The following is a 23,700-nucleotide window of genomic DNA, read 5'->3' on the forward strand; positions in this document are numbered from 1 at the left end:
CCTGCGTGTATACTGACTCAACACGCACAACACCCCAACCTTGTTTCCCATACACCTTACTTCGGTGCGTGCTGGATCTTTCCTCCTGTTTTTGCCTTCAGGGGCACGGAAACCGCGAACCCATGATCCCGTGAGACGACACCCGTCATGCGGCGTCTCCGATGGCTTTCCCGTCCCTATCGTCACCCACCGGACGGCTGTGTGCCCTCCGCGAAAAAAACGGTCACCCGTAAGATGGCACACCATGGTGTGACCCCCCTCAGCCACATGGCGTTACGATGATGGGCCGAGGGGTGTTTTTAAGCGGTGGTTTCGTTTGCGGCCTGTCCCCTTCACCAAAAATCCCCTGCGCCGGAGTTTCATTTCCCATGAAGTTATGGCGTTACATTTTTTACTGGGCCCTTCTGGTGGCCGCGCTGTCGGTGATCCTCTGGTTTGGCGTGTATTTTCTAAAGGGAGAAATGCGTCACAAGGAGCGTTTGGCCAAGCTTCGGGGGTACCGCACGGAGCTCGGGGAGATGATCGGCCATCGCTGGAAGGTCCTTGAGAGCCTGAGCACCGAGCCCATGGTGCTGGGCGCGCTCTCCGGCGCTCACAGTGAGGAGGTGGAGCGGCTGTTCGATATGCTGGCCAATGCCGAGCACGTGGCCATCGTCTACCTGTTGAACAACGAAGGGCTTACCGTGGCCAGCTCTGAATACGATGACGGGAAACGCCTGACAGGCGTCAATTATCGTTTTCGTCCGTACTTCAAATACGCCATGACCGGGCGGCGCATGGTGCTTCCCGCCGTGGGGGTAACCACCTTTCGGCGGGGGATTTATATGTCCATCCCTGTCTGGGGCCGGGGCATGGATCCGGTGGGTGTTCTCGTGTTCAAGCTGTCCATGGACCCGGTGGATGCTCTGTTTCAACGGGCGTCGAACCCTGTGGTGCTCATGGACTCCTTTGGGGTGGTGTTTGCCGGAAACACCCCGGAGTGGTTTTACCATGTCGCCGGGGACCTTTCGGACGTTGAAACCGCAGGGGTTGACCTGAAACGGCAGTTCGGCGGGCGCCCCCTGAAGCCCCTCGGGTGGGATGCGGGGGCCAGGGAGGTGTCGGTGGAGGGCTCTTTGCATGAGGTCGTGAGCGAGAAGATGCCTTCCGTGCGGTGGACGGTGGTGGGGCTTTTTTCCGGGGATCTCTACCCGGCCCTTCCGCCGGGGCAGCTGATGATTACCCGGGTGGGGTACCTGGCCGGTCTGTTGTTGATCACCATGGTGATCAGCCTCTGGGCCACGGTGAGCAGGCGGCAGCAGGCGGAACTGATTTTAATCAAGCATCGGGAGACCCTTGAGGGTGTGGTGAACAGGCGTACCCTTCAACTTGAGGTGGTCAACGATACCCTGGTGCGGGAGCTGGAGGAAAAACGGTTTGCCGAGAAGCGGCTCCGGGAGAACGAGACCTCGTTCAAGCGAGCCAACCGCATCGCCGGGCTGGGAAGCTGGGAGTGGTACCTGGCAGAGGACAGGCTCCTTCTCTCCGATGTGATGATGGCCATTTACGACGACGGCGAAGGCGAGAGCGTGGAGGGACGGTTTGAGGAGGTGATACACCGCATGGTGCACCCGGAGGACACGGACATGGTCGTCCGGGCGGGTCGAGAGATGGCTGCGACGGGCAAGGGAGAACCCCTTGAATACCGCATTGTCCGGGGCAACGGGGATATCCGGTGGATCCGGGCCGAGGTGCCTGAGGTCAAGGAGTTCCGCAGGTCGGGGGAGGTGATCTCCCTCATCGGCACGGTGCAGGACATCACGGATCGCAAGCTCAACGAGAATTCGCTCCTGCGTTTCAAGGCGGCCATGGAGCAGTCCGTGGACGGCATCGCCGTGGCCGATCTGGCCGGGGTGGTGGAGTTCGTGAACCCCTCCTGGGCCAAGATGCACGGGTATCGTGCCGAAGAGCTGGTGGGGGTGAACCTTTCGTCCTTCCACACCCGGGACCAGGTGGAGGGGCCGCTCCGGGATTTTTTGAGGAAGGTGACCCGGTACGGCAGCTGCGAAGGGGAAATTGACCACGTGGCCCGAAACGGGCGGGAGTTTCCCACCTGGATGAGCTCGTCCCTTATGGCAGACCACGAGGGCAACCCCATCGGCATTGTCTGGATCTGCCGGGAGATCAGCACCCAGAAACATGCCGAGGCCATTTTAAAACGGGCCAAAGAGGAGGCCGAAGCCGCCACTCGGGCCAAAAGCGCTTTTCTGGCCAACATGAGCCATGAGATCCGCACCCCCATGAACGGGGTCATCGGCATGATCGATATCCTCCTGGATACCGGGCTCACCGCAGAGCAGAAGGAGTACGCGGAGTCGGTGAAGTCCAGCGCCGATGCCCTTTTGATCCTGATCAACGATATCCTTGATTTCTCCAAGATCGAGGCGGGGAAGCTGGACATCGAGGCCATTGATTTCAACCTGCGAAACGTCGTGGAGCCCCTCAGCGATGTCATGGCCATCAAGGCCGCAGAAAAGCACATCGCCTTCGGCTGCCTGATCCAGGACAACGTCCCGGTGCATTTGAACGGGGATCCGGTGCGGCTGCGCCAGATCCTGACCAACCTGGCCGGAAACGCCGTTAAGTTTGTGGAGGCGGGCAGCGTGATGATCCGGGTGGCCCTGAAAGAGGCCATGGACAGCCGGGTGAGGCTCTTTTTTGAGGTGGTGGACACGGGCATCGGGATCCAGGAGGAGGCCCGGGCGCGGATTTTCGATTCTTTTTCTCAAGGGGATGTCTCCACCACGCGGAGGTACGGGGGCACAGGGCTGGGGCTCTCCATTTCCCAGCAGCTTACCCGCCTGATGAATGGCAATATCGGGGTGGAGAGCCAGCCGGGCCAGGGGACCATCTTCTGGTTTACCGCGGAGTTCGACACCCAGCCAGAGGCCCGGGAGGAGTGGGTTCACAAAAGCGATGCCCTTGAAAACGTGCATCTTCTCATCGTGGACGACAATTCCGTGAACCGGTGGGTGTTTCGAGAGTACGCGCGGTCCTGGGGCTGCCGGGTCGCCGAAGCCGAGTCCGGGGAGGCGGCCATGCAGATGGCGGAAGAGGCTTTGAAAGATGGTGAGCCTTTTGATGTGGCCATCATCGACATGCAGATGCCGGGCATGGACGGGGAGTCTCTGGGGCGCTGTTTCAAGGAGCGGGAGACCACAAAGGATATTCCCCTTTTGATGGCCACCTCCATCGGCCAGAAGGGGGACGCCGAACACATGAAAGAGGTGGGGTTTGCCGCCTGCCTGACCAAGCCGGTGAGGAAAAACGATTTGAGTGAGCGGTTGATCCAGGTGCTGGACCGAGGGGCGTCTGGGGCCGTAATCCCAGGGCCGGCAGAGGTGGAACGCAAGGGCCGGGGGGACTCCATGGCGCCGGTGCCGGCGCTTCCCGCCATGCACGTACTGCTGGCCGAGGACAACCTCATGAATCAGCGCGTGGCCGTCAGCATGCTGCAGAAGCTGGGGCATACGGTCAAGGTGGTGAGCAACGGCCTGGAGGCGGTGGACGCCTTTGGCAGTGAAGCCTTTGACCTGGTCCTGATGGATGGGCAGATGCCGGTCATGGACGGCCTGGAGGCGACCCTTGCCATTCGGCGGATGGAGCAGGATGCCCAGGAGAGCCCGGAGGAGAAAGGGGGGGCTGTTCCCATTGTCGCGGTGACGGCCAACGCCATGACCGGGGATCGGGAGCGGTTCCTGGGGGCGGGCATGGATGAGTACATCACCAAGCCTATCAAGAAAAAAGAGCTGGAAGAGGTGATCGGCCGTGTGATGGGGCAGCGGGCATAGCCATGATGCCGCGAGGCAGGGGGACGTGTGTGTGGAAGAAAACGGTGTAAACTCTTTGGATGATCCCGGTCGGGCGGAGCCTGCCCCGGCCCGGGAGGAACTGGATGCCGCCCTGGCCCTGGCCCGGGCCATCCTTCCCCGGGATCCCGTCACCCGGGGGCACAGCCTGCGCGTGATGGATTATGCCCTGGCGCTGGCCCGGCGGGTGAAGCTGCCCCGCATCGTGTTTCCCCATCTGGTGTTCGGCAGCCTGCTCCATGATTGCGGAAAGGGCGGGGTATCCGATCATATCCTTCAAAAACCCGGGCCCCTGACCCCTTCCCAGATGCGGTTGATGGGCCTTCACTCCGAACGGGGCCATACCATCACCCGGTGCGTCGGCCCCCTGGAGACCGCCTCGCTGTTTATCCGGCAGCACCATGAGCGCTGGGACGGGCACGGGTATCCCGACGGCCTCCGCGAAGAGGAGATCCATGTCTGCTCGCGGATCATCACCCTGGTGGATGTGTTTGATGCCCTGACCTCCCATCGCCCCTATCGAAAACGGATGCCGGTCCAGGCGGCCATGGGGGTTATGCGAAGCGGCCGGGGGAGCCGTTTCGACCCGGAGCTCACCGACACCTTCCTGGCCATGATCCGGGAGAAAATGGTGAACGTCCGCCAGGGCCGGGCCACTTTTTTCCGCCCCTGGTTTACCCCCGCCCTGGTGGCCGCCGAGGCCTCATCTTCCCTTCGCCATGCCCTGGCGCGAAGCCTTGGCCCCTGTCCGGTTCAATTGACGGTGGTGGCCTCCGGTGAGGAGGTGTTCAACCAGGTAGAGACCGGTCCCGTTGAGATGATCCTGGTGGGGGAGGCCCTTTCGGACATGACCGGGGCCGAGTGCCTGTGGCTCAGCCGGGAGTTGGCACCCCGGTCTGTGCGGTTGATGCTCTGTCCGTTTAACCGCCTGGAGGTGCTGGTGGCTCATCGGGAGCAGGCGGGTATCTATCGTTTTGTGGTGGTGCCGTGGCAGGAGCGGGCGTTCAGGGAGCTGGTGGAGGAGGCCCTGGTGTGGCGGCAGATCTATGGGGCGGTGAAGGGGGAGTGAGACTGTGGGGAGCGGATGGATTGGCCTGGGGATGCCGCGGCCCCGTATGGGCACGGGCATCCCTTTTGTCTGTCAGGCGATTTCAAACAGGGGGGTGGAGAGGTAGCGCTCCCCGGTGCTGGGAAGGATCACCACCATGCGCTTTCCCTTGGACTCCGGGCGCCGGGCCACGGCAAGGGCGGCATGGACGGCGGCACCGGATGAAATGCCGCTGAGGAGCCCTTCCTGCTTGGCCAGGAGCCGCGCCGTGGTAAAGGCCTCCTCCGAGGGGACGGTGACCACCTCGTCCACCACGGACATGTCCAGGGCGCCGGGCACGAACCCTGCGCCGATGCCCTGGATTTTGTGTGGGGCCGGCGTGCCCCCGGAGAGAATGGGGGACTCGGCGGGTTCCACGGCAATGGCTTTGAAGTCGGGGTTGACGCGTTTTAATACCTGGCTGATGCCGGAGATGGTTCCCCCGGTGCCCACCCCGGCCACGACCAGATCCACCTCGCCGTTCATGGCATTGAGGATCTCCGGTGCCGTTGTTTTCCGGTGGATCTCCTGGTTGGCGGGGTTTTCAAACTGGTTGGGCAAAAAGGCGTTGCCGCTTTTTTCCACCAGGTCCATGGCCGCGTCGATGGACCCTTTCATGCCCTGGTCCCCGGGTGTGAGGATCAGTTTTGCCCCGAAGTGGGTGAGGAGCTTGCGCCTCTCCACGCTCATGGTCTCCGGCATGGTGAGGCAGAGACGCAGGCCGCGACGGGCACAGAGCATGGCCAGGGCGATGCCCGTGTTGCCGCTGGTGGGCTCCACAATGAGGGTCTCATCGTTGATGCGTCCGTCCCGGATCCCGGCCTCTATCATGGCAAAGCCCAGACGGTCCTTGACGCTTCCTCCGGGGTTGAAAAACTCCAGCTTGGCGTAGATCTCCACGGGCAGCCCTTCGGCCAGGCGGTTGAGGCGGACCAGGGGGGTCCTGCCGATGGATTGGTCTACGGTGTCGTATCTAAACATGGACGGTCTCCTTGTGGTTGGATGTGGCGGGTGTCGGCGGGCGTCAGGGACGAAAGCTGCATACGTTGATCTGAATCAAAGGCCGGCGCAAAAAGAAACCATACAAAAGCAGCCTCCGGCGGGTCGCTTTTCGAAAAAAGCTCCGCAAAAACTTTCCGGTTGCCACAGCGTCTCCCAGCCCCCAGGGCGTGGGGAGAGGCTGTGGCAAATCAGGCATATCGGCAGCATTGGGCCAGCCGGCATTGATTTTAAAACCTGTTTGTCAAACTTTTCAAAAGTTTGGCCCCCGGCAGGGCCGCCGGAGGCATGTTTTGCCCACGTTATTGAGCGTTTATTCGTTACTTTGTTTTTGACCCGTTGGAGTCCATGTAGATGAGCTCCGGGGTTTCGATAAAGACCTTGGTGTCCGGGGGCACCGAGGCGGTGAGCCAGACGTTGCCGCCGATGGTGCAGTTTTTCCCGATGGTGGTCTTGCCGCCCAGGATCGTGGCACCGGAGTAGATGATGGCGTTGTCTTCGATGGTGGGGTGGCGCTTTTTGCCCTTGAGGTGCTCGCCGGCACCCGGGGGCAGAGAGAGGGCGCCCAGGGTGACGCCCTGGTAGATGCGCACGTTTTCCCCCACGAGGGTGGTCTCTCCGATGACCACGCCGGTGCCGTGGTCGATGGCAAACCGTTGTCCGATCTGGGCCCCGGGGTGGATGTCGATGCCGGTGGCGCTGTGGGCGATCTCGGTCATGATGCGTGGCAGGATGGGCACCCCGAGCTCGTAGAGCTTGTGGGCCATGCGGTAGACGCTGATGGCGTAAACCCCGGGGTAGCTGAAGATGATCTCGTCCACACTGTGGGCGGCGGGGTCGCCGTCCCGGGTGGCCCGGACGTCTTCGGCCAGGGTGCGCTTGATGTCGGGGATGGCCCGGAAAAATTCGAGGACCGCCTCGTGGCCCTCGCTGGCGCAGGAGGTGCAGGACTTGTTGTAGCGGTAGCAGTCGTGCCTGAAGGAGAGCACCACCTGCTCGGTGAGCAGGTCATAAAGGGTGGTGGTGAGCTGCCCGATGCGGTACGTCAGGTTCAAGGGATCGATCTTTTTTCCGGCAAAGTAGCCGGGGAAGAGCACCTGCATGCCGATCTTGATGATCCTCTTGGCGTCGTGCCGGGAGGGGATGGGCTCGTAGCCCACGTGCATGAAGCAGTCTGGCTCGTTGCAGCTGTCGATGATCCGGCGGGTGATGTCGGGCATCAGCTGGCGAAATCGGGCGATGGACTCGTTTTCGGAACGGCAGCGGTCTGCCTCCCGGGGGTATAATGGATTCATGGGACTGGTATGCTCCGATAAAGGTTCGTTTGAAGTATTGGTGGGGTCAAGCGGCACTCATACCTGCCCGGCCTTGATTGACGTACATACCACATTGTGGTAGCTTGGGGCAACGTTGCTCGACACCAATTTTATCGGAGAATCCATGGACAGTAAAGAGTTCGCAGCCATTCGCGGTCGGCTGGACAAAACCCAGAAAGAGATGGCGGAGCTGCTGGGCCTGTCGGTGAAGGCGGTCCACAGCTATGAGCAGGGGTGGCGATCCGTCCCCGCCCATGTGGAGAAGCAGCTTCTCTTTCTGCTGGCCCGGAGGCGGGGGCGAAGCGCCTCTCCCTGCTGGACGGTGAAGGGGTGCGATCCCGCACGGAAAAGGAGGTGTCCTGCCTGGGAATTCCAGGCAGGGGACATGTGCTGGTTTCTTTCGGGAACCTCCTGCGACACCCAGGGGGCCATCTCCTGGGAAGAGAAGATGAAGCAGTGCCGAAGCTGCCCTGTACTGAACTACACAACCCTCCTCGGATTGAGAGAACACCATGACCGACATCTCGAAACGGAAGTTTGCCACCCGCGTGATCCATAGCGGGCAGGAGACACACGCCTGGGAGGGGGCCACCCTGCCCCCTGTCTATCAAAGCGCTTCCCACAGACACCCTACGGCGGAGAGCCTCTCCGATGCTTTTTCAGGCAAGGGGGGACATATCTACGGCCGCCTCTCCAACCCCACAAACGACGCCCTCGAAACCAAACTCAGCGACCTTGAGCAGGGACAGGGGGCCCTTGTCATGGCCTCGGGCATGGCTGCCGTGAGCAACACCTGCATGGCCCTGTTGCGGGCCGGCGACGAGTTTGTGGCCGGCCGTTCGCTTTTCATGTCCACCTGGCTTCTGTTTACCCGCATCTTAAAAAAATACAACATCACCGCCCGCCTGGCCGACCCCACGGACCTGGGCGCCATGGAAGCCGCCATCACGGAGAAGACCCGTTTTCTCTACATCGAGAGCATTGGCAATCCGGCCATGGACGTGCCGGATATTGAAAAAACGGCGGCCCTGGCCCATGCCTACGGGCTCCCCTTGGTGGTGGACAACACCCTGGGCACACCGTTTCTGGTTCGGCCCCTGGAGCTGGGCGCCGACGCCGTGGTGCACTCCACCACCAAGTACATCAGCGGCCACGGCAACGCCACGGGCGGGGTGGTGGTGGACGGCGGCACCTTTGACTGGGGGACCGAAAAATTCGCCGATTTTGCTCCCTTTGTGGAAAAGAGAGGAAACCTGGCGCTCCTGGATCGCATCTGGCGGGAGCACCACATCAACCACGGCACCACCCAGGCCCCCATGAACAGCTACCTTACCATGGTGGGGCTGGACACCCTGGCCCTTCGCATGGAGCGGCACCTTGATAACGCCCTGGCCGTGGCCCGGTTTTTAGAGACTCACCCCAAGGTCGCCTGGGTCAACTTTCCCGGCCTTCACGGCCACCCCAACCGGGATGTGGCCGAAAAGCAGTTCGGCGGCAAGGGCTTCGGCGCCATGCTCACCTTTGGCCTTGAAAACGAAACCGCCTGCCGAAAGACCATCGACAACCTCTCGCTGATCTACCACCTGGCCAACATCGGGGACTGCAAGAGCCTGATGATCCACCCCTGGTCCACCCAGTACGTCTCCTTTGAGCCCGACGAAAAAGCAGCCCTTGGGATCCGCCCCGACATGCTGCGCCTCTCCGTGGGCATCGAGGCCGTGGAAGACATCATCGCAGATCTGGATCAGGCCATCGGAGCAAGCAGGGAATAGGTTGCTACGGTTGAAAAGATGATAAAAAAACGCCTCCGGCGGCCAGGTGGGGGCACCTGGAAACCCTATGGCGAATGCATGGAGGCCATGGTTATGCAGGCGTTTTCGGGGCATTCGCGTGAAGGGTGACATGTGGCAACTGCCCTCGCAGGAGAGACGGGTGTCACCGGCGGAGCCTGGAAAGGCTTGCTTAAGACCTGTTTGTCAAACTTTTTAAATTTGGCCCCCGGCAGGGCCGCCGGAGGCATGCTTTTGCTTTTTTGAGACTTTAAGTGGGGGAAGAAAAAACGATGTTGCACGCAGTGACACAGGGGGCTTCAGGACAGCAGGTGCATACCCTGGATGGGCCGGTGACCCTTGAAAACGGGGATGAGCTTCAGGGCGTGACCGTGGCCTTTGAAACCTGGGGGACCCTTGATGCAGCCAAGGGCAACGCCATTCTTATTTGCCATGCCCTTACCGGCGATTCCCATGCGGCGTCGGGGCAGGACGGGGATGCGCCCGGCTGGTGGGAGACCATGGTGGGGCCGGGTCGGGCCATAGATACGGACCGGTATTTCGTGATCTGCTCCAATGTTTTGGGCGGCTGCATGGGCACCACCGGTCCCTCCTCCGTCAACCCGGAGACGGGTCGGCCCTTTGGTACCGATTTTCCGGTGGTGACCATCGGCGACATGGTCCGGGTGCAGGCGGCCCTTGTGGATCACCTGGGCATTGATCGTCTTCACGCGGTCATCGGGGGCTCGGTGGGGGGCATGCAGGTGCTCTCCTGGTGCAGGCAGTTCCCGGAACGTGTGGGCTCCGGTGTGGCCCTTGCCACCACCATGCGCCATTCGGCCCTGTCCATTGCCTTTAATGAGGTAGCCCGTCAGTCCATCGTTTCGGATCCGAACTGGAACAAGGGGCATTACTATGGCGGGGAGAGCCCGGCCCTGGGGCTCTCGGTGGCCCGCATGATCGGTCACATCACCTACCTGTCCGACGACGCCATGCACCGAAAGTTCGGGCGGCGGCTTCAGGATCGCGATGAGTTTGCCTTTGATTTTGACGCCGAGTTCCAGGTGGAGAGCTACCTTCACTATCAGGGGGCCAAGTTTGTGGACCGCTTTGACGCCAACTCCCTGCTCTACATCACCAAGGCCGCCGACTATTTCGACATTGAACAGGGATTACGGGACAGCGGGGCCTTGGGCCGCATGGCCGAGTTGAGGCATCCTTTTCTGGTGGTGTCCTACACCTCGGACTGGCTCTATCCCACCTATCAGAACCGGGAGATCGTGAGCCTTTTCAAACGTTACGGGGTGGACGTGAGCTTCTGCGAGATCGAGGCGAGTTGCGGCCACGACGCCTTTCTCCTTCCCAGCGATCGCCTTACCACCATTCTCACCGGATTCCTGGGAAAGGGGGACCATGCCTGAGAGCTTGCGAAACCTGCGCTACGACCTGTCCATCATCGCTTCCTGGGTCCGGCCCGGGACCCGGGTCCTGGGCCTCGGCTGCGGGGACGGCGATCTTCTTTATGCCCTGAAGCGCCACAAGAAAGTGGTGGAGACCGGCATTGAGATCGATGAGGCCCAGGTGGCCCGGTGCATCGAGCGCGGCCTCACCGTGGTCCAGGGGGACATGAACGAGGAGGTCAAAGACTACCCCGACGATTTTTTTGATTACGTGATCTGCAGCCAGACCCTTCAGCAGGCCTACGACCCGTCGGGGTTGATCCGGGAGATGCTGCGTATCGGCAAACACGCCGTGGTCTCGTTTCCCAACTTCTGCCACTGGCGGATCCGGCTCCAGATGCTTGCCTCGGGGTATGTCCCCAGAACCCGGGAACTGCCCTACGAATGGTACGACACCCCCAACATCCGGGTGCTCTCCTTGAACGACTTTCGCCGGTTCGCAGGGGAGGTGGGGTTTTCCATTCGCAAGGAGGCGACCATCAACTCCCGGGACATCCGCGTCACCGGCACCGAGGTGGGGTTTTTGCCCAACCTGCGGGCAACCTATGGGATCTACCTCATCGGGCGATAAGGCTGCAGGAAAAAAGTATAAAAAACAATGCCTCCGGCGGCAAGGTGTGCCACCTTGAAAGCAGGCTGTCGAATCATTGTCTGGTTCATTATTCCAGCAGTCTAACAGAACCCTTCATGTACGAACGAGAGGCCATCATGACACAGGCACCGCACCAGACCGGCAAGGTGGTTTCCCTTGCCGTCAGCACAAAAAAAGGCATCCCCAAGACCTGCGTCTCCGAGGTGACCGTGGTGGAAAACCACGGCATCGAAGGCGACGCCCACGCCGGTCCCTGGCATCGCCAGGTGAGTCTTCTGGCCCGGGAAGGCATCGAGACCATGGTGGCCAAGGGGCTCACCGTGGGCTTCGGCGATTTTGCCGAGAACGTGGCCACCGAGGGTATCGACTGGCTGAAGGTACCGGTGGGCACCCGGGTGGCCATGGGCAATGCCGTGGTCCTTGAGATCACCCAGATCGGGAAGACCTGTCACAAGCCCTGCGCCATTTTTCACCGGGCCGGAGACTGCATCATGCCCCGGGAGGGGATCTTCGGTAAAGTCCTTGCAGGCGGCACCCTTCGGGTGGGGGATGCCGTTTCTGTGGGTGCGGTATAGCGCAGGAGGTAAGGGCTCAGAGAAAAACGTCAAAAGCTGCCTCCGGCGGCAAGGTGTGCCACCTTGAAAGCCGCTTGCGAATGCGCTTTCCCCTTCGTTCCTCAGGGAAAATCACATTCGCCACTGATTCAGATTATACTGAATCTGTTTTTAAAACCTGTTTATTAAACTTTTTGTAACTATTCAGCTTGCCTCCGGCGGGTCGCTTTTTTGAAAAAAAGCTCCGCAAAAAACGTTTCTAATGTGAAAAAGTGGAAGTTATTTCGGCGGAGCCTGGAAAGGCTTGCTTAAGACCTGTTTGTCAAACTTTTCAAAAGTTTGGCCCCCGGCAGGGCCTCCGGAGGCATAAGCTGAATCGTTATGTTTTATGTATGGTATTCCCCTAAACGAGCCGCTCAGCGAGGATCCCATGAAACGACTGCTTCCCTTTTTTCTTGTCCTGTCCTCCGTGGGTATCGGGGTGCTCCATTTTGTCACCCCGGGGCACGACATGTTCCTCCACGACACCTGGCGGCGCCTCAGCTATTTCCCCATTGCCGTGGGGGCTCTGTTTTACGGCCTCCGGGGCGGGGTCCTCATGGCCCTGATCAACTCCATCGCCTTTATTCCCCATCTTCTTCTGTACATGGGCCGGAACCCCGTGACGTACCGCAGCGAGCTCACCGAGGTGCTGCTCTATTTTGCCGCAGGGATCCTTGTGGGGATCATTTCGGGCAAGGAGCGGCGGGTTTCCGAGAAATACCGGACCGTCTCCAGGCAGCTTGAAGAGTCTCTCACGCGGGTCAAGGATGACGCCAGGACCCTTTTGAGCCTGGAAGATCAGTTGCGGGTGAGCCAGAAACGATCGGTGGCAGGGGAGCTCTCCTCATCGTTGGCCCACGAGATCAAAAACCCTTTGGGGGCCATCCGGGGTGCCGCAGAGATTATCCTGGACGAAGCACCCGAAGGGGGGCTTTCCCGGAAGTTTGCCGGGATTCTCATCAAAGAGACGGAGCGCCTGGACAAGACCCTTGCCGGGATGCTCTCCATGGGGATCTCAAGGGAGGAAGGGGACGAAGGCGTGGAGACGTCCCTGGCCGAGGTGGTGGGGCATGTCAACGACACCATGTCCATCCGGTTGAAGGATCGGCAGGTGCGCCTTGCCATGGCGTGTGAGGAGAACGCCGAACAGGTGAGGGTGGACGGGGAGAAGGTTTCCCAGGTGCTGGTAAACCTGGTTCTGAATGCGGTGGAGGCGGTGGGCAAGGGGGGCCGCATTGACGTGAGGGCCACCCTGGCAGATGGCTTTTGTGCCCTGACCGTTGCCGATGACGGCCCCGGTATCGAGCCCGACTTTTTTCCAAAGCTTTTTGAGCCCTTTGTGACGGGGCGTGATGACGGCACCGGGCTGGGGCTGCCCATCTCCCGCCGCATTGCCGAGAGCCTGGGCGGCACCCTTGTGGCCCGCAACCGCGATGAAGGCGGTGCGGAATTTTGCTTTAAGTTCCCCTGTCTCTCCCTTTGAGGCAAGGGCTTGGACAGCGACTGATCCGCCGAAATTATTTCGGTAAACGTCAAGCCAATCAGGAGAATTCCAATGACCGGTCACCTGCTTTTAATTGACGATGACGAAAGCCTGCTGGCTGTGACCTCCCACAACCTGTCCACCGGGGGCTTTTCCGTCCTTGAGGCGCGCAGCGGGGAAGAGGGCCTGGCCCTGTTTGCGAAGAAGTGGGTGGACCTGGTGGTGACGGACGTGAAACTCTCGGGCATGGACGGGCTGGCCGTCCTTGCTGCCGTCAAGGAGGTCAACCCCGATGTGCCGGTCATTGTCATCACCGCCCACGGCTCCATCGAGATGGCGGTGGAGGCCATGAAGCAGGGGGCTTTTACCTTTATCACCAAGCCCTTCAGCCGGGACGCCCTGAGGCTCTCCTGCCGAAAGGCCCTGGAGATGGGGTCCCTTCAGCGCAAGAACCGGGAACTCACCGATGAAATCGAGGCCATGCGGGGCAAGGAGGCACCGGTGGTGGCCTCCCCTGCCATGGAGCGGCTTGTTGCCACCGCCCGCCGGGTGGCCAACAGCGAGGCCCCTGTCCTCATCACCGGGGAGTCGGGGACCGGCAAAGAGGTCATCGCCCGGTTGATTCACCGGGAGAGTCCCCGGTGCAGCGGCCCCCTTGTCACCGTCAACTGCGCCGCCATTCCGGAAAACCTCGTGGAGAGCGAACTCTTCGGCCACGTTAAAGGGGCCTTTACCGGGGCGGTGTCCGACCAGCCCGGAAAGTTCCGCGCGGCAAACGGGGGCACCTTGTTCCTCGATGAGATCGGGGACCTGCCCCTGGCTATCCAGGCAAAGCTTTTGCGAGCGATCCAGGAGAAGGAGGTGGAGCCCGTGGGGAGCCAGAAGGTGATCTCATGCGACATCCGGCTTGTCTCCGCCACCCACAGGGACCTTGCCAAGGCCATTTCCGACGGGGGGTTCCGGGAGGACCTTTTTTACCGCATCGGCGTGGTGCCCCTTCATATTCCTCCCCTTCGGGAGCGCCCCGAAGAGATCGTGCCCATGGCAAACCATTTCCTTGGCACCTTCATTCCCCACGCCGGCAGACCCCTTTCCTTTACCAAAGGCGCTGCAGGCGCCCTTGCCGCCCACCCCTGGCCGGGCAACATCCGTGAACTCAAGAATGTGGTGGAGCGCTGCGCCATTCTTGTCTCCGGCGACACCATCGACACATCGGACCTGGCCCTGGCCGGATCCTCCGGTGCCTCTCCGGGCGGATCCTTCCGCCTTCCCGAAAAGGGGCTGAGCCTCCCCGACCTCGAACAGGACCTCATCCGCCAGGCCCTGTCCCGTTCCGGCGGCAACCGCTCCCAGGCCGCCCGTCTCCTGGGCATTCCCCGCCATGTTCTCATCTATCGCCTTGAAAAGTACGGCATCTCGGGCCAAACCGATTCGTGATCATGAAAAACGGGCCCGGCGGCCGGGGAATCTCCCGGCCACCGGACCCGTGACGGTCTCTTTTTCTTTCCTGCCCTTACTCTCCGCACACCACCCGGTTGCGCCCCTCTTTTTTTGCCTGGTACAAGGCGTCATCGGCCCGTTTGATGAGGTTGTCCGTCTTTTCCCTGCAGGACAGGGTGCAGGTGGCGGTGCCGAAGCTTGAGGTGATGCTTATGAGCTCCTGGGTATCCGGGTGGATGATCTCTTTTTCCTCCACGGCTTTTCGCAACCGCTCTGCGGCTGTCCATACCTGGCTGCCCGTGGTTCCCGGCATGCAGATCACAAACTCTTCCCCCCCGTAGCGCCCCAGAAAATCATAGGGCCGTATGGTCGCCTTCAGGGTGTCGGAGAAGCACTGGAGCACGAGGTCCCCCACCTGGTGGCCGAAGGTGTCGTTGACCCGCTTGAAGTGGTCGATGTCCGTGATGAGAAAGGAGAGGTGGGACTGGTCCCGGTGGGCCCTGGCCGCCTCCTGGTCCAGGCGTTCCATAAAGGCGCGGCGGTTCATTATGCCGGTGAGGGGGTCGGTGTTGGCCAGCAAGAGGATGCGGTGTTCCAGGTTGATGATTCGCTCCCCGATGCGGATGCGGTATTTGAGCTCTTCCTGGTTGAAGGGTTTGGTGAGGAAATCGTCGGCCCCGGCCTCAAGGCCGTGGATGATGTCTTTTTTCTCTCCCTTGGTGGTAAGCAGGATGATGTAGATGTAGCGCGTGATGTCCAGGCCCCGAATGGCGCGGCAGAGTGTGGGGCCGTCCATGAGGGGCATCATCCAGTCCGAGATGAGAAGGCTGGGCGGGCTGGGTTGGGTGATCATCTCAAAGGCTTCCCGCCCGTTGACGGCCACGTCGATATCGTAGCCCCATTTCGTCAGGTTGGCCTGGAGGACGCGCCTGGAGATGGAATCATCTTCGGCAATCATGATTTTCATGGGGCATTCCCTTGAGGGTGAGGGTGAGTTCATGGGCCAGGTCATGGAGTGATGTTTCCAGGGTGGCGGCTTCGTCTTCTGCCAGCTCAAAGCGGTGCTCTTTTCCTTGGATTTCAAGGCGCTGGGCATTGTCATGGGCTGCGGCGGCACCGAAATTCCCCACCGAGCCTTTAAGGCTGTGGGCCAGCCGCTCAATGGCGGGTCCGTCCTTTTTGAGGACGGCCTTCCGGAGCTCGTCCAGATTGGCGGGAAGCTCCTTTAAAAAAATGTCGGTGATCTCCCGGAACAGCCCGGGGTCGCCCAGGACGTTTTCCATGGCTGTGGCCATGTCAAAGGTCTTGGGGACAAAGGGCTTTCCGGTGCTTTCGGCATCGCCGAGGACCCGGTCCACGGTTTCGAAGAGGGTGGCGGGGTTGATGGGCTTGGCGACATAGGCGTTCATGCCCGCCTCCAGGCACTTTTCCTGGTCTCCCTTCATGGCATGGGCCGTCATGGCGATGATGGGGATCCTGGCGCCCTTTTCCGAGAGGTTGCGAATGATTCGGGTCGCCTCGAAACCATCCATTTCCGGCATCTGGACATCCATGAGGATGAGATCAAAATCCCCACGCTGGTATGCGGCCACGGCTTCCCCTCCGTTCACGGCAAGGGTCACCTGGTGGCCTTTGGTTTTCAGCAGGTTCACGGCAAGGACCTGGTTGACCCGGTTGTCCTCTGCCAGCAGGATGTTGAGCCGCTGTTGAAGGTCGCATACGGTATGGCGGGTGACCACCGTTGCAGCTTCCCCCTCCTGGAGGCCCATGGTGATCAGGATGGTGTTGAGAAGCTCCGACTGCTTCACGGGTTTGGACAGGTACCCCGAGATCCCCGCCTCCCTGCAGCGCCGGGAGTCTTCTTTTTCCCCCATGGATGAGATCATGATCATTTTCATCTGCTCGCCCAAGGGGGCGTCTTTGATTTTTCGGGCAAGCTGGAACCCGTCTATTTCCGGCATCTGCATGTCGAGGAGGGCCAGCCGGAAGGGTTTTTGGCTTTCGAAGGCCTTGGCGGCAAGGCTTAAGGCCTCTCGGCCGTCGGCGGCGCTTGTGGGGGAGAGGCCCCAGGTGGTGAGCATCTCCTGGAGCAGGAACCGGTTTGTGGCGTTGTCGTCCACAATGAGGGTGGGCAATCCGGCCAGGTCCTGGCGGTTGAGGCGAAGGGAGGGGGTCTCCTCCGAGCGGTTCAGCTCGAAAACGGCCGTAAAATGGAAGATACTTCCCGGTCCTCCCTCACTGGAGCCCCGGTAGAGGTGGGGCTGGGGGCTGTCGGGCTCAAAGGGGTTCGGGCTTTCGGCGTGGATGGTTCCGCCCATCAGGTTGACCAGCTGCCTGGAGATGGAGAGCCCCAACCCTGTGCCCCCGTATTTCCTCGTGGCGGAACCGTCGGCCTGCTTGAAGCTGTGGAAGATGGAGCCCAGAGTGTCCCGGGGGATGCCGATGCCGGTGTCTGAGACGGTGAATTTCAGGGTTGCTGTGGAAGGGGTCTCCTTCTCTTTTTCCACACGGATGACCACCTCCCCTTTGTCCGTAAATTTGATGGCGTTGCCTGCCAGGTTGACGATGATCTGCCGAAGCCGCCCCGGGTCGCCCATGAGGGCGGTGGGCACGTCTGGCCGAATGTGGCAGACCAGCTCCAGGCCTTTTTCATGGGCCTTCAGGGCCAGGGTGTTCACGGCATTTTCAAGGGTGATCCGCAGGTTGAACTCGATGGTCTCAAGCTCCATCTTGCCGGCTTCGATCTTGGAGACATCCAAAATGTCGTTGAGCAGGCCGAGGAGGGCGTTGGCGGACATCTGGGCCATCTCCAGATACTCCCGCTGCTCCCCGGTGAGGGGGGTGCCCAGGACCAGGTCCGTCATGCCGATGATGCCGTTCATGGGGGTGCGGATCTCGTGGCTCATGTTGGCCAGGAATTCGCTTTTGGCAGCGCTTGCCATTTCGGCCCTCTGGGTGAGGGTGTGGGCGTGTTCGATGGCTTTTTCGAGCTCTCTGTTGATCTGCTTGAGCTCTTTTTTGGCCTGCTTTTCCCGGGTGATGTCCTGGAAGTTGGCCACGATGCCGTTGGACTCTCCGGAGGCATTTTGGAGCAGGGCCGCACCCAGCCGCACATCGATGGTGCGGCCTGTTTTGGTGTTGCGTCGCGTCTCCAGGCCGTTGATGTGGCCCCCCCCCAACACCTTGCGGATGGCATGCCGGATCTCGGGGAGCAGGGTCTCGGGGATAAAGGGGCATGCCGGATCCTTGAGCTCTTCGGTGGTCCAGCCGAACACCTCGGTAAATGCCGGGTTGACGTACGTGGCCTGGCCCAGTGTGTTGAACACGGCCACGGGATCCACGATGGTCTCCATCACCGTCCGAAGCCTGGCCTCGCTTTCCCGGATCTTTTTTTCCGCCTTTTTGATGGAGCTGATGTCCATGAAGGCCTCAAGGATGACCTCGCTGTCGCCGAGCTCCACCTCCAGGGCCGTTTTAAAAACCGGGATGTGCCTTCCGTCTTTGTGGATGATGATCTTTTCCGATTGGTCGACCTGATGGCCGAGCTCCTTTAAGTGGCAGTGGCCTTTTTCCGAGGGGCAGATGCTCTGGTGGCAGGTGTGGCCGACGATGGTTTCATCGGAGTCGTGGCCCGTCATCTTCAGGGCCGCGTTGTTGATGCGGCGGACGATATGGTCTTTGCCCACAATCATCACGCCGATGGGCAGGTTGTTGATGATGGTCTCGGTGTTTTCCAGGGATTTTTTCAGTTTCTCTTCAACCATCAGGTCCCGGGTGATGTCCTTGTCCACCCCCCGGTAGCCGAGCAGCTCGCCTTTGAGCCCAAGGATGGGGACGCCGTTTGTCAGCATGCAGACCCGGGTGCCGTCTTTTTTCAGGCACCAGTTTTTGAGATCGACGATGGGGCGCCGTTGAGCAAAGATGGTTTCAAGGCTTTTCTTTATTTTTCCGGCTTCGTCATCGGGCATGAAATCCATGGGGGTTTTTCCCAGCATCTCTTCCGGGGCGTAGCCCAGGACTTTTTTGACGTTGCCTGCCGTAAAGGTGTAGGTGCCATCGCGGTTCACCTCCCAGATCCAGTCCGCCATGCTGAGGGAAATGTCGCGAAAGCGGGCCTCGTTGAGGGCCAGGATTCGCTCGGTTTCTTTCTGGGCGGTGACATCCCTGCCGATCCCCCGAAACCCGATGATTTCGCCCTTGGCATCCCTGACCAGGGAGACCGAGGTCTCCACGCGCCTCTTGGAGCCATCCTTGCGGATCATCTCCCAGGTGGCCCCCATGACCGACTGCTTTGATTGATAGACCCCCGTGAAGATGTCGAAGACGATCCTGGCGTTTTCTTCGTCCAGAAAGTCCTGATTGTTTCTCCCTTGGAGTTCTTCCCGGGGGTATCCCAGGAGCTTGCAGAAGGCCTGGTTGAAGAAGAGGAAGTTGCCTTTGAGGTCGATCTCTAAGTAGCTGTCCGCGATGTTTTCAAAGATGGTCCTGTATTTTCGTTCGTTCTCCTTTAACTCCTCGGTGATCTGCATGTAGGTGTCCCGTTGCTGCGCGAGCAGCCTGACCTGGTTTTCCAGCTCCAACGGGTTGGGTTTCAGGGACATGGTGCCACCTATGGCTTGGAATGGTTGGTGTGGCGCCGGAACCGCCGTTTTGTGATGGTGGAAAAGGGCGGCGACCTGACACGAGAGGTGGTCGCGTTTTATCACGGTAATGGATGGCGCCTGGTTCTCGGGGTCAAGCCCTGGGGAGAAGAGAAGGACGATGGGGGTGGTGACTGGTTTTCAGACAAGTGATGGTGACGGTGTGGCCTGGCATGCCGCGCTCCGTGCGCCGCGGTACGTGGCACAGGGCGAAGGGGCCTCAAGGGGTTGCGCGTCGTGGCCTTTAAATACCCGCCTGTAAGTAGATATTTTAGCCGGATCGGGGGCATGGGTCAAGGGGGCCGGCCCGTGGAGGGTGACGCATTTGGATTTTTGCCTCCGGCGGCCCTGCCGGGGACTAAACTTTTGAAAAGTTTAACAAACAGGCCTTGAATGCATGATTCCAATTTATGTCACCCCAAATGCGGATGTGATTTGACCCGAGGAACGAGGGACAAAGCCCATTCGTAACCTGCTTGGCCGGAAAAGATGCCTCCGGCGGCCCTGCCGGGGGCTAAACTTTTGAAACGTTTAACAAACAGGTCTTAAATGCATGATTCCAATTTACGTCACCCCAAATGCGGATGTGATTTGGCCCGAGGAACGAGGGGCAAAGCCCATTCGTAACCTGCTTGGCCGGAAAAGATGCCTTCGGCGGCCCTGCCGGGGGCTAAATTTTTGAAACGTTTAACAAACAGGTTTTGAATGCATCATTCCAATTTACGTCACCCCAAATACGGATGTGATTTGACCCGAGGAACGAGGGGCAAAGCGCATCCGTAACCTGCTTTCGAGGTGGCACACCTCGCCGCCGGAGGCATGTTTTACTGGTGTCGAGACGACGAGACTACCCCCATGCGTCATACGGGGTTCGGGCGATGATTTCGCGCTGGTGGTCGTCGTCCAGGTCCACAAAGTAATCGCTGTAACCGGCCACGCGCACGAGGAGGTCCCGGTGGTTTTCCGGGTGCTTTCGAGCGTCCAGAAGGGTTTGCGTGTCCACGACATTGAACTGCACATGGTGGCCGCCCAGCCCGAAGTAGGTGCGGACGAGGTGGGTGAGGTTCTCGATGTCGGTGTCGCTTTCCAGGGTCTGGGGCAGGAAGCGCATGTTGAGCAGGGTCCCACCGGATTTTACCTGGTCCATTTTTGCAAGGGACTTCATCACGGCGGTGGGGCCGTTTCTGTCCGCGCCGTGGGAAGGTGAGGTGCCGTCGGAGGCGGGCTGGTGCGCCAGGCGCCCGTTGGGGGTGGCCCCGAGCATTTTTCCGAAATAGACATGGCAGGTGGTGGAGAGCATGTTGAGGTGGTAGCGCCCTCCCTTGGTGTTGGGGCGTCCGTCGATGGCATTGAAGAGGGATGCGTAGACCCGTTTCATGAGGTCGTCGGCCCGGTCGTCGTCGTTGCCGAAGAAGGGGGTTTTGTTTTTGAGGGTGAGTTTCAATGCCTCGTCGTCTTCGAAGTTGGCGTTGAGGCTGTCCACCAGGCCGGAAAGGCTTCTGGATCCTTCGAAGACGTGGGTTTTCAAGGCCGAGAGGCTGTCTGTGACCGTGCCGATGCCGCAGCACTGGATGTAGGTGGTGTTGTAGCGCGGGCCGCCGTTGTAATAGTCTTTTCCGTTTTGCACGCAGTCCCGGATCACCGAGGAGAGAAAAGGGGCCGGGGCGTATCGGGCCACCATGCGCTCGATGGTGTTGTTGACGGAGATTTTGAGGTCTACCACGGCCTTGAGCTGGGCATCAAAGGCCCGGTACAGGGCCTCAAAGGTGGTCAGCGCGTCGGCCTCTCCCGTGGCCGGTCCCACCCGTATGCCCGTCAAAGGATCCACCCCGTTGTTCAAGGTGACCTCAAGGATTTTCGGGACGTTCAAGTACCCGGTGAGGATGTAGGCCTCCTTGCCGAAGGCCCCGGTCTCGATGCAGCCGCTGGTGCCGCCTTCCCGGGCGTCTTCCACGGATTTACCCACCCGCACCTGCTCCATGACCACGGCATCGGCGTTGAACAGGGAGGGGTAGCCGAGGCCCTTTTTGATGACCCGTGCCGCGGCCTTGAGGAGGCGCTGGGGGGTGCGGTGGCTGACCTGGAGATTGCACTGGGGCTGGAGGAGGGCCAACTCGGCGGCCACCTCCAGAAGCAGGGTCGAGACCTCGCTGGAGCCGTCTTGCCCCTCTTTTGTAAGGCCTCCGATGTTGATGTTGGTGAAATCGTTGTAGGTACCGCTCTCCTGGGCCGTCACCCCCACCTTGGGCGGGGCGGGGTGGTTGTTGAATTTGATCCAGAAGCAGCAGAGAAGCTCTTTGGCCTCGTCCCGGGTGAGGGAGCCCTCGCGTTGCTCTTTTTCGTAGAAGGGTGCCAGGTGCTGGTCCAGGTGTCCGGGGCTCATGGCGTCCCAGCCGTTGAGCTCGGTGATGGTACCCAGGTGCACGAACCAGTACATCTGAAGGGCCTCGTGAAAGGTCTCCGGGGCATGGGCCGGGACCTTGCGGCAGATGCGGGCGATTTCCCTGAGTTCTGCCCGGCGGGCTGCTTCTTCGGTGTCCGCTGCCATGGCCTCGGCCAGCTCGGCGTGGCGCTCTGCAAAGCAAACCGATGCCCTGCAGGCGATATCCATGGCCCTTAAGGCTTCGGCCTTGTCCGCGGCCCTGGGATCGGACAGGTAGTCCAGGGCTTCAAGGGCCGTGCCGACCTCGGTCCGGATGTCCAGGAGCCCCTTTTCATAGATGAGCCCGTCCAGGGCGGTGTGGCCAGGGGCCCGCTGCTCCATGAACTCTGTGAAGAGTCCCGCTTCGTAGGCCCGGGTCCATGCTTCGGGCACGTGGGCAAAGAGCCTGTCCCTAAGGCTTCGGCCCGTCCAGTACGGGATCACCTCCTGCTCATAGGTGGATATGTCCTCTTCTACCACCGCATATCGCGCCATGGGCCGGGAGTTTAAGATGCGCAGGTCGTCCGCCGTGTGGCAGGTGAGTTCCGGGAAGGTGGAGACCGCCTTGGGCTCCGGGCCCCGTTCCCCCACGATGAGCTCGTCGTCGTCCAGGTAAAGGGTCTGGTTTTCACAGAGATGGTAGAAATTTTTTGCCCGCATCACGGGCGTGCTGTGCCTGCCCGCCTCCCCTTTGTAAAAATCCGTCACGAGCAGGGCCCGTTCGATGGAAATGGAGGGGGTGGCGGCCACACTTGCAGCTTTCAGTTTTTTGATGCGCGGTGTCATAAATAAATCTCCATGAATGAAGGGGTACAAGGTGTGCCACCTTGAAAGCTGGTTGCGAATGCTCCAGGCCTTCGTTCCTCAGGCCCATCGCATTCGCTGACGGGTTTGGCCCATGTCTGAAGCGGACCCCATCACACCTGTTGGTGCAGATTTTTCGCGGGCATGCAAAGTGCCAGAGTCATTGGAAACACCCAAGATGCGTAGGGTGCATTTAAGGGCGGAGCGCGATGGCAATGAGCTTTCGAGGTGGCTCACCTCGCCGCCGGAGGCACGTTTTTTGCCACCTGCATTCACCCTCCGATCCTCACCGTGAGACCCAGGCCCTCGAGCTGGGCGGCGGCTTCCACGGGCGGCCGGGCCGCGGCATGGTCCGGTTCCGGCAAGGAGTAGGGCAGGGTGAAGAGCCCATACTTGCTCTTCTGGAAGCTGTGGTAGGGGAGCAGGTGCACGGGCGGCGGGGTCTCAAGGCCGCTTAAGAACCGGCCCGCTTTTTCCAGGTGGACTTGCCCGTCGTTGATGCCCGGGACCAGGGGGATTCGGACCACAAGGGGCGTTTCGGTGCCTGCAAGGTATGCGAGGTTGGAGAGGATGCGCCCGTTGTTGACACCGGTGAGCCGGCGGTGCGTGTCGGTGTCCATGTGCTTGAGATCGAACAGGAAGAGGTCGGCCCTGGACGCCACATCGGAAATGACGGACCTCGGGGCGTAACCGGAGGTGTCCACGGCTGTGTGGAGGCCCTCTTTGCCGCAGGCGGAAAGAAGGGCCAGGAGGAAGTCGGGCTGGGCCAGGGGTTCGCCCCCGGAAAAGGTGACCCCGCCCCCGGATTCTTCGAAAAAGGGGCGGTCTTTCAGGAGGCGTTCCATGACCTCGCCCACCTTTGCGGTGCGCCCTGCCAACTCTCTGGCCTCGGCGGGGCAGGCTTCCACGCAGGCACCACAGACCCTGCAGGTGGGGGCAAGGCTGGTCTCCATGGCCGGTGCGTGATCGGGACAGGCCGCAAGGCATTCCCCGCAGCCGATGCAGCGCTCGGGCCGGATGAGGAGGTGGCACGAAGCCAAAAGGCCTTCGGGGTTGTGGCACCAGGCGCATCGCAGGGGGCAGCCCTTGAAAAAGACGGTGGTGCGGATCCCCGGCCCGTCGTGGACGGCAAAGGGCTTGATGTCGAAGAGGGTTCCGGTGATTCCCATGGCCTGGTATTCCTTTTCTGCAGAGAAAAGGGTATGTTAATACAATGATTTGAAAATAGAAACCATCAATGTCTG

General features: G+C 60.6%; 16 protein-coding genes. 10 read left to right on the forward strand and 6 right to left on the reverse strand.

Going from position 1 to position 23,700, the window contains the following annotated elements; genetic code table 11:
• Positions 1 to 368 precede the first annotated feature (368 nt).
• Together BLQ12_RS17715 and BLQ12_RS17720 are read left to right on the forward strand one after the other, a co-directional pair.
• A complete protein-coding gene (locus BLQ12_RS17715) occupies positions 369 to 3,830 on the forward strand; it encodes a PAS domain-containing hybrid sensor histidine kinase/response regulator family protein (protein WP_175469906.1) in 3,462 nt (1,153 codons plus the stop codon).
• 31 nt (positions 3,831 to 3,861) lie between these two features.
• The gene (locus tag BLQ12_RS17720) at positions 3,862 to 4,917 is read left to right on the forward strand and encodes an HD domain-containing phosphohydrolase (RefSeq protein WP_092212528.1); all 1,056 of its coding nucleotides are present in this window, start codon (positions 3,862 to 3,864) and stop codon (positions 4,915 to 4,917) included.
• A gap of 72 nt (positions 4,918 to 4,989) precedes the next feature.
• Here the strand turns inward: BLQ12_RS17720 and cysK are convergent, their stop codons facing one another.
• Both cysK and epsC read right to left on the reverse strand, forming a co-directional pair.
• Positions 4,990 to 5,916 (reverse strand): cysteine synthase A, encoded by a 927-nt coding sequence (gene cysK / locus BLQ12_RS17725; protein ID WP_092212531.1) that lies wholly within the window; start codon positions 5,914 to 5,916, stop codon positions 4,990 to 4,992.
• A 338-nt stretch (positions 5,917 to 6,254) separates the two neighbouring features.
• On the reverse strand, positions 6,255 to 7,229 hold the full coding sequence (gene epsC / locus BLQ12_RS17730) for a serine O-acetyltransferase EpsC (protein WP_092212533.1): 975 nt from the start codon (positions 7,227 to 7,229) through the stop codon (positions 6,255 to 6,257).
• Positions 7,230 to 7,374: 145 nt separating this feature from the next.
• On the opposite strand from epsC, the gene BLQ12_RS17735 reads away from it, so the two are divergent.
• From BLQ12_RS17735 to BLQ12_RS17765, 7 genes are all read left to right on the forward strand, one after another.
• Positions 7,375 to 7,809 carry a helix-turn-helix domain-containing protein gene (locus tag BLQ12_RS17735; RefSeq protein WP_226860108.1) on the forward strand — a complete coding sequence of 145 codons (435 nt, stop codon included), beginning with the start codon at positions 7,375 to 7,377 and terminating at the stop codon, positions 7,807 to 7,809.
• Complete coding sequence (locus tag BLQ12_RS17740; RefSeq protein WP_092212535.1) at positions 7,763 to 9,022, forward strand: O-acetylhomoserine aminocarboxypropyltransferase/cysteine synthase family protein; 1,260 nt, start codon at positions 7,763 to 7,765, stop codon at positions 9,020 to 9,022. The genes BLQ12_RS17735 and BLQ12_RS17740 overlap by 47 nt, the downstream gene beginning before the upstream one ends.
• A 290-nt stretch (positions 9,023 to 9,312) precedes the next feature.
• A complete protein-coding gene (metX, locus tag BLQ12_RS17745; protein WP_092212630.1) occupies positions 9,313 to 10,440 on the forward strand; it encodes a homoserine O-acetyltransferase MetX in 1,128 nt (375 codons plus the stop codon).
• Positions 10,433 to 11,050, forward strand: a complete 618-nt coding sequence (metW, locus tag BLQ12_RS17750; RefSeq protein ID WP_217640344.1) for a methionine biosynthesis protein MetW — start codon at positions 10,433 to 10,435, stop codon at positions 11,048 to 11,050. The genes metX and metW overlap by 8 nt, the downstream gene beginning before the upstream one ends.
• 137 nt (positions 11,051 to 11,187) lie before the next feature.
• Positions 11,188 to 11,646: an MOSC domain-containing protein gene (locus tag BLQ12_RS17755; RefSeq protein ID WP_092212634.1), complete on the forward strand. Its 459-nt coding sequence runs from the start codon at positions 11,188 to 11,190 to the stop codon at positions 11,644 to 11,646.
• 409 nt (positions 11,647 to 12,055) lie between these two features.
• Positions 12,056 to 13,150, forward strand: a complete 1,095-nt coding sequence (locus BLQ12_RS17760) for a sensor histidine kinase (protein ID WP_175469907.1) — start codon at positions 12,056 to 12,058, stop codon at positions 13,148 to 13,150.
• Positions 13,151 to 13,222: 72 nt separating this feature from the next.
• Positions 13,223 to 14,587 carry a sigma-54-dependent transcriptional regulator gene (locus BLQ12_RS17765; RefSeq protein WP_092212539.1) on the forward strand — a complete coding sequence of 455 codons (1,365 nt, stop codon included), beginning with the start codon at positions 13,223 to 13,225 and terminating at the stop codon, positions 14,585 to 14,587.
• Between the two features lie 76 nt (positions 14,588 to 14,663).
• Here BLQ12_RS17765 and BLQ12_RS17770 read toward each other — a convergent pair whose 3' ends face one another.
• Both BLQ12_RS17770 and BLQ12_RS17775 read right to left on the reverse strand, forming a co-directional pair.
• The gene (locus tag BLQ12_RS17770; RefSeq protein WP_092212541.1) at positions 14,664 to 15,557 is read right to left on the reverse strand and encodes a diguanylate cyclase; all 894 of its coding nucleotides are present in this window, start codon (positions 15,555 to 15,557) and stop codon (positions 14,664 to 14,666) included.
• Entirely contained in the window at positions 15,532 to 19,191 is a 3,660-nt protein-coding gene (locus BLQ12_RS17775) for a PAS domain S-box protein (RefSeq protein ID WP_092212544.1), read from the reverse strand. The genes BLQ12_RS17770 and BLQ12_RS17775 overlap by 26 nt, the downstream gene beginning before the upstream one ends.
• A gap of 15 nt (positions 19,192 to 19,206) precedes the next feature.
• Between BLQ12_RS17775 and BLQ12_RS27515 the strand changes: the two genes are divergently transcribed.
• A complete protein-coding gene (locus tag BLQ12_RS27515; protein WP_175469908.1) occupies positions 19,207 to 19,383 on the forward strand; it encodes a hypothetical protein in 177 nt (58 codons plus the stop codon).
• A 694-nt stretch (positions 19,384 to 20,077) separates the two neighbouring features.
• Here the strand turns inward: BLQ12_RS27515 and hypD are convergent.
• Both hypD and BLQ12_RS17785 read right to left on the reverse strand, forming a co-directional pair.
• Positions 20,078 to 22,438 carry a trans-4-hydroxy-L-proline dehydratase gene (gene hypD, locus BLQ12_RS17780; RefSeq protein WP_092212546.1) on the reverse strand — a complete coding sequence of 787 codons (2,361 nt, stop codon included), beginning with the start codon at positions 22,436 to 22,438 and terminating at the stop codon, positions 20,078 to 20,080.
• Between the two features lie 290 nt (positions 22,439 to 22,728).
• Positions 22,729 to 23,625 (reverse strand): glycyl-radical enzyme activating protein, encoded by an 897-nt coding sequence (locus tag BLQ12_RS17785; protein ID WP_092212548.1) that lies wholly within the window; start codon positions 23,623 to 23,625, stop codon positions 22,729 to 22,731.
• Positions 23,626 to 23,700 lie beyond the last annotated feature (75 nt).

It is taken from the genome of Desulfoluna spongiiphila (assembly GCF_900101345.1).
Lineage (GTDB): Bacteria > Desulfobacterota > Desulfobacteria > Desulfobacterales > Desulfolunaceae > Desulfoluna > Desulfoluna spongiiphila.

What these genes read in the sequence shown, in the direction of transcription:
- BLQ12_RS17770 (WP_092212541.1), bottom strand. Translation starts at nt 15,557, where the DNA reads ATGAAAATCATGATTGCCGAAGATGATTCCATCTCCAGGCGCGTCCTC.
- hypD (WP_092212546.1), bottom strand. Translation starts at nt 22,438, where the DNA reads ATGACACCGCGCATCAAAAAACTGAAAGCTGCAAGTGTGGCCGCCACC.
- BLQ12_RS17775 (WP_092212544.1), bottom strand. Translation starts at nt 19,191, where the DNA reads ATGTCCCTGAAACCCAACCCGTTGGAGCTGGAAAACCAGGTCAGGCTG.
- epsC (WP_092212533.1), bottom strand. Translation starts at nt 7,229, where the DNA reads ATGAATCCATTATACCCCCGGGAGGCAGACCGCTGCCGTTCCGAAAAC.
- metX (WP_092212630.1), top strand. Translation starts at nt 9,313, where the DNA reads ATGTTGCACGCAGTGACACAGGGGGCTTCAGGACAGCAGGTGCATACC.
- cysK (WP_092212531.1), bottom strand. Translation starts at nt 5,916, where the DNA reads ATGTTTAGATACGACACCGTAGACCAATCCATCGGCAGGACCCCCCTG.
- BLQ12_RS17765 (WP_092212539.1), top strand. Translation starts at nt 13,223, where the DNA reads ATGACCGGTCACCTGCTTTTAATTGACGATGACGAAAGCCTGCTGGCT.
- BLQ12_RS17715 (WP_175469906.1), top strand. Translation starts at nt 369, where the DNA reads ATGAAGTTATGGCGTTACATTTTTTACTGGGCCCTTCTGGTGGCCGCG.
- BLQ12_RS17740 (WP_092212535.1), top strand. Translation starts at nt 7,763, where the DNA reads ATGACCGACATCTCGAAACGGAAGTTTGCCACCCGCGTGATCCATAGC.
- BLQ12_RS17785 (WP_092212548.1), bottom strand. Translation starts at nt 23,625, where the DNA reads ATGGGAATCACCGGAACCCTCTTCGACATCAAGCCCTTTGCCGTCCAC.
- BLQ12_RS17755 (WP_092212634.1), top strand. Translation starts at nt 11,188, where the DNA reads ATGACACAGGCACCGCACCAGACCGGCAAGGTGGTTTCCCTTGCCGTC.
- metW (WP_217640344.1), top strand. Translation starts at nt 10,433, where the DNA reads ATGCCTGAGAGCTTGCGAAACCTGCGCTACGACCTGTCCATCATCGCT.
- BLQ12_RS17735 (WP_226860108.1), top strand. Translation starts at nt 7,375, where the DNA reads ATGGACAGTAAAGAGTTCGCAGCCATTCGCGGTCGGCTGGACAAAACC.
- BLQ12_RS17760 (WP_175469907.1), top strand. Translation starts at nt 12,056, where the DNA reads ATGAAACGACTGCTTCCCTTTTTTCTTGTCCTGTCCTCCGTGGGTATC.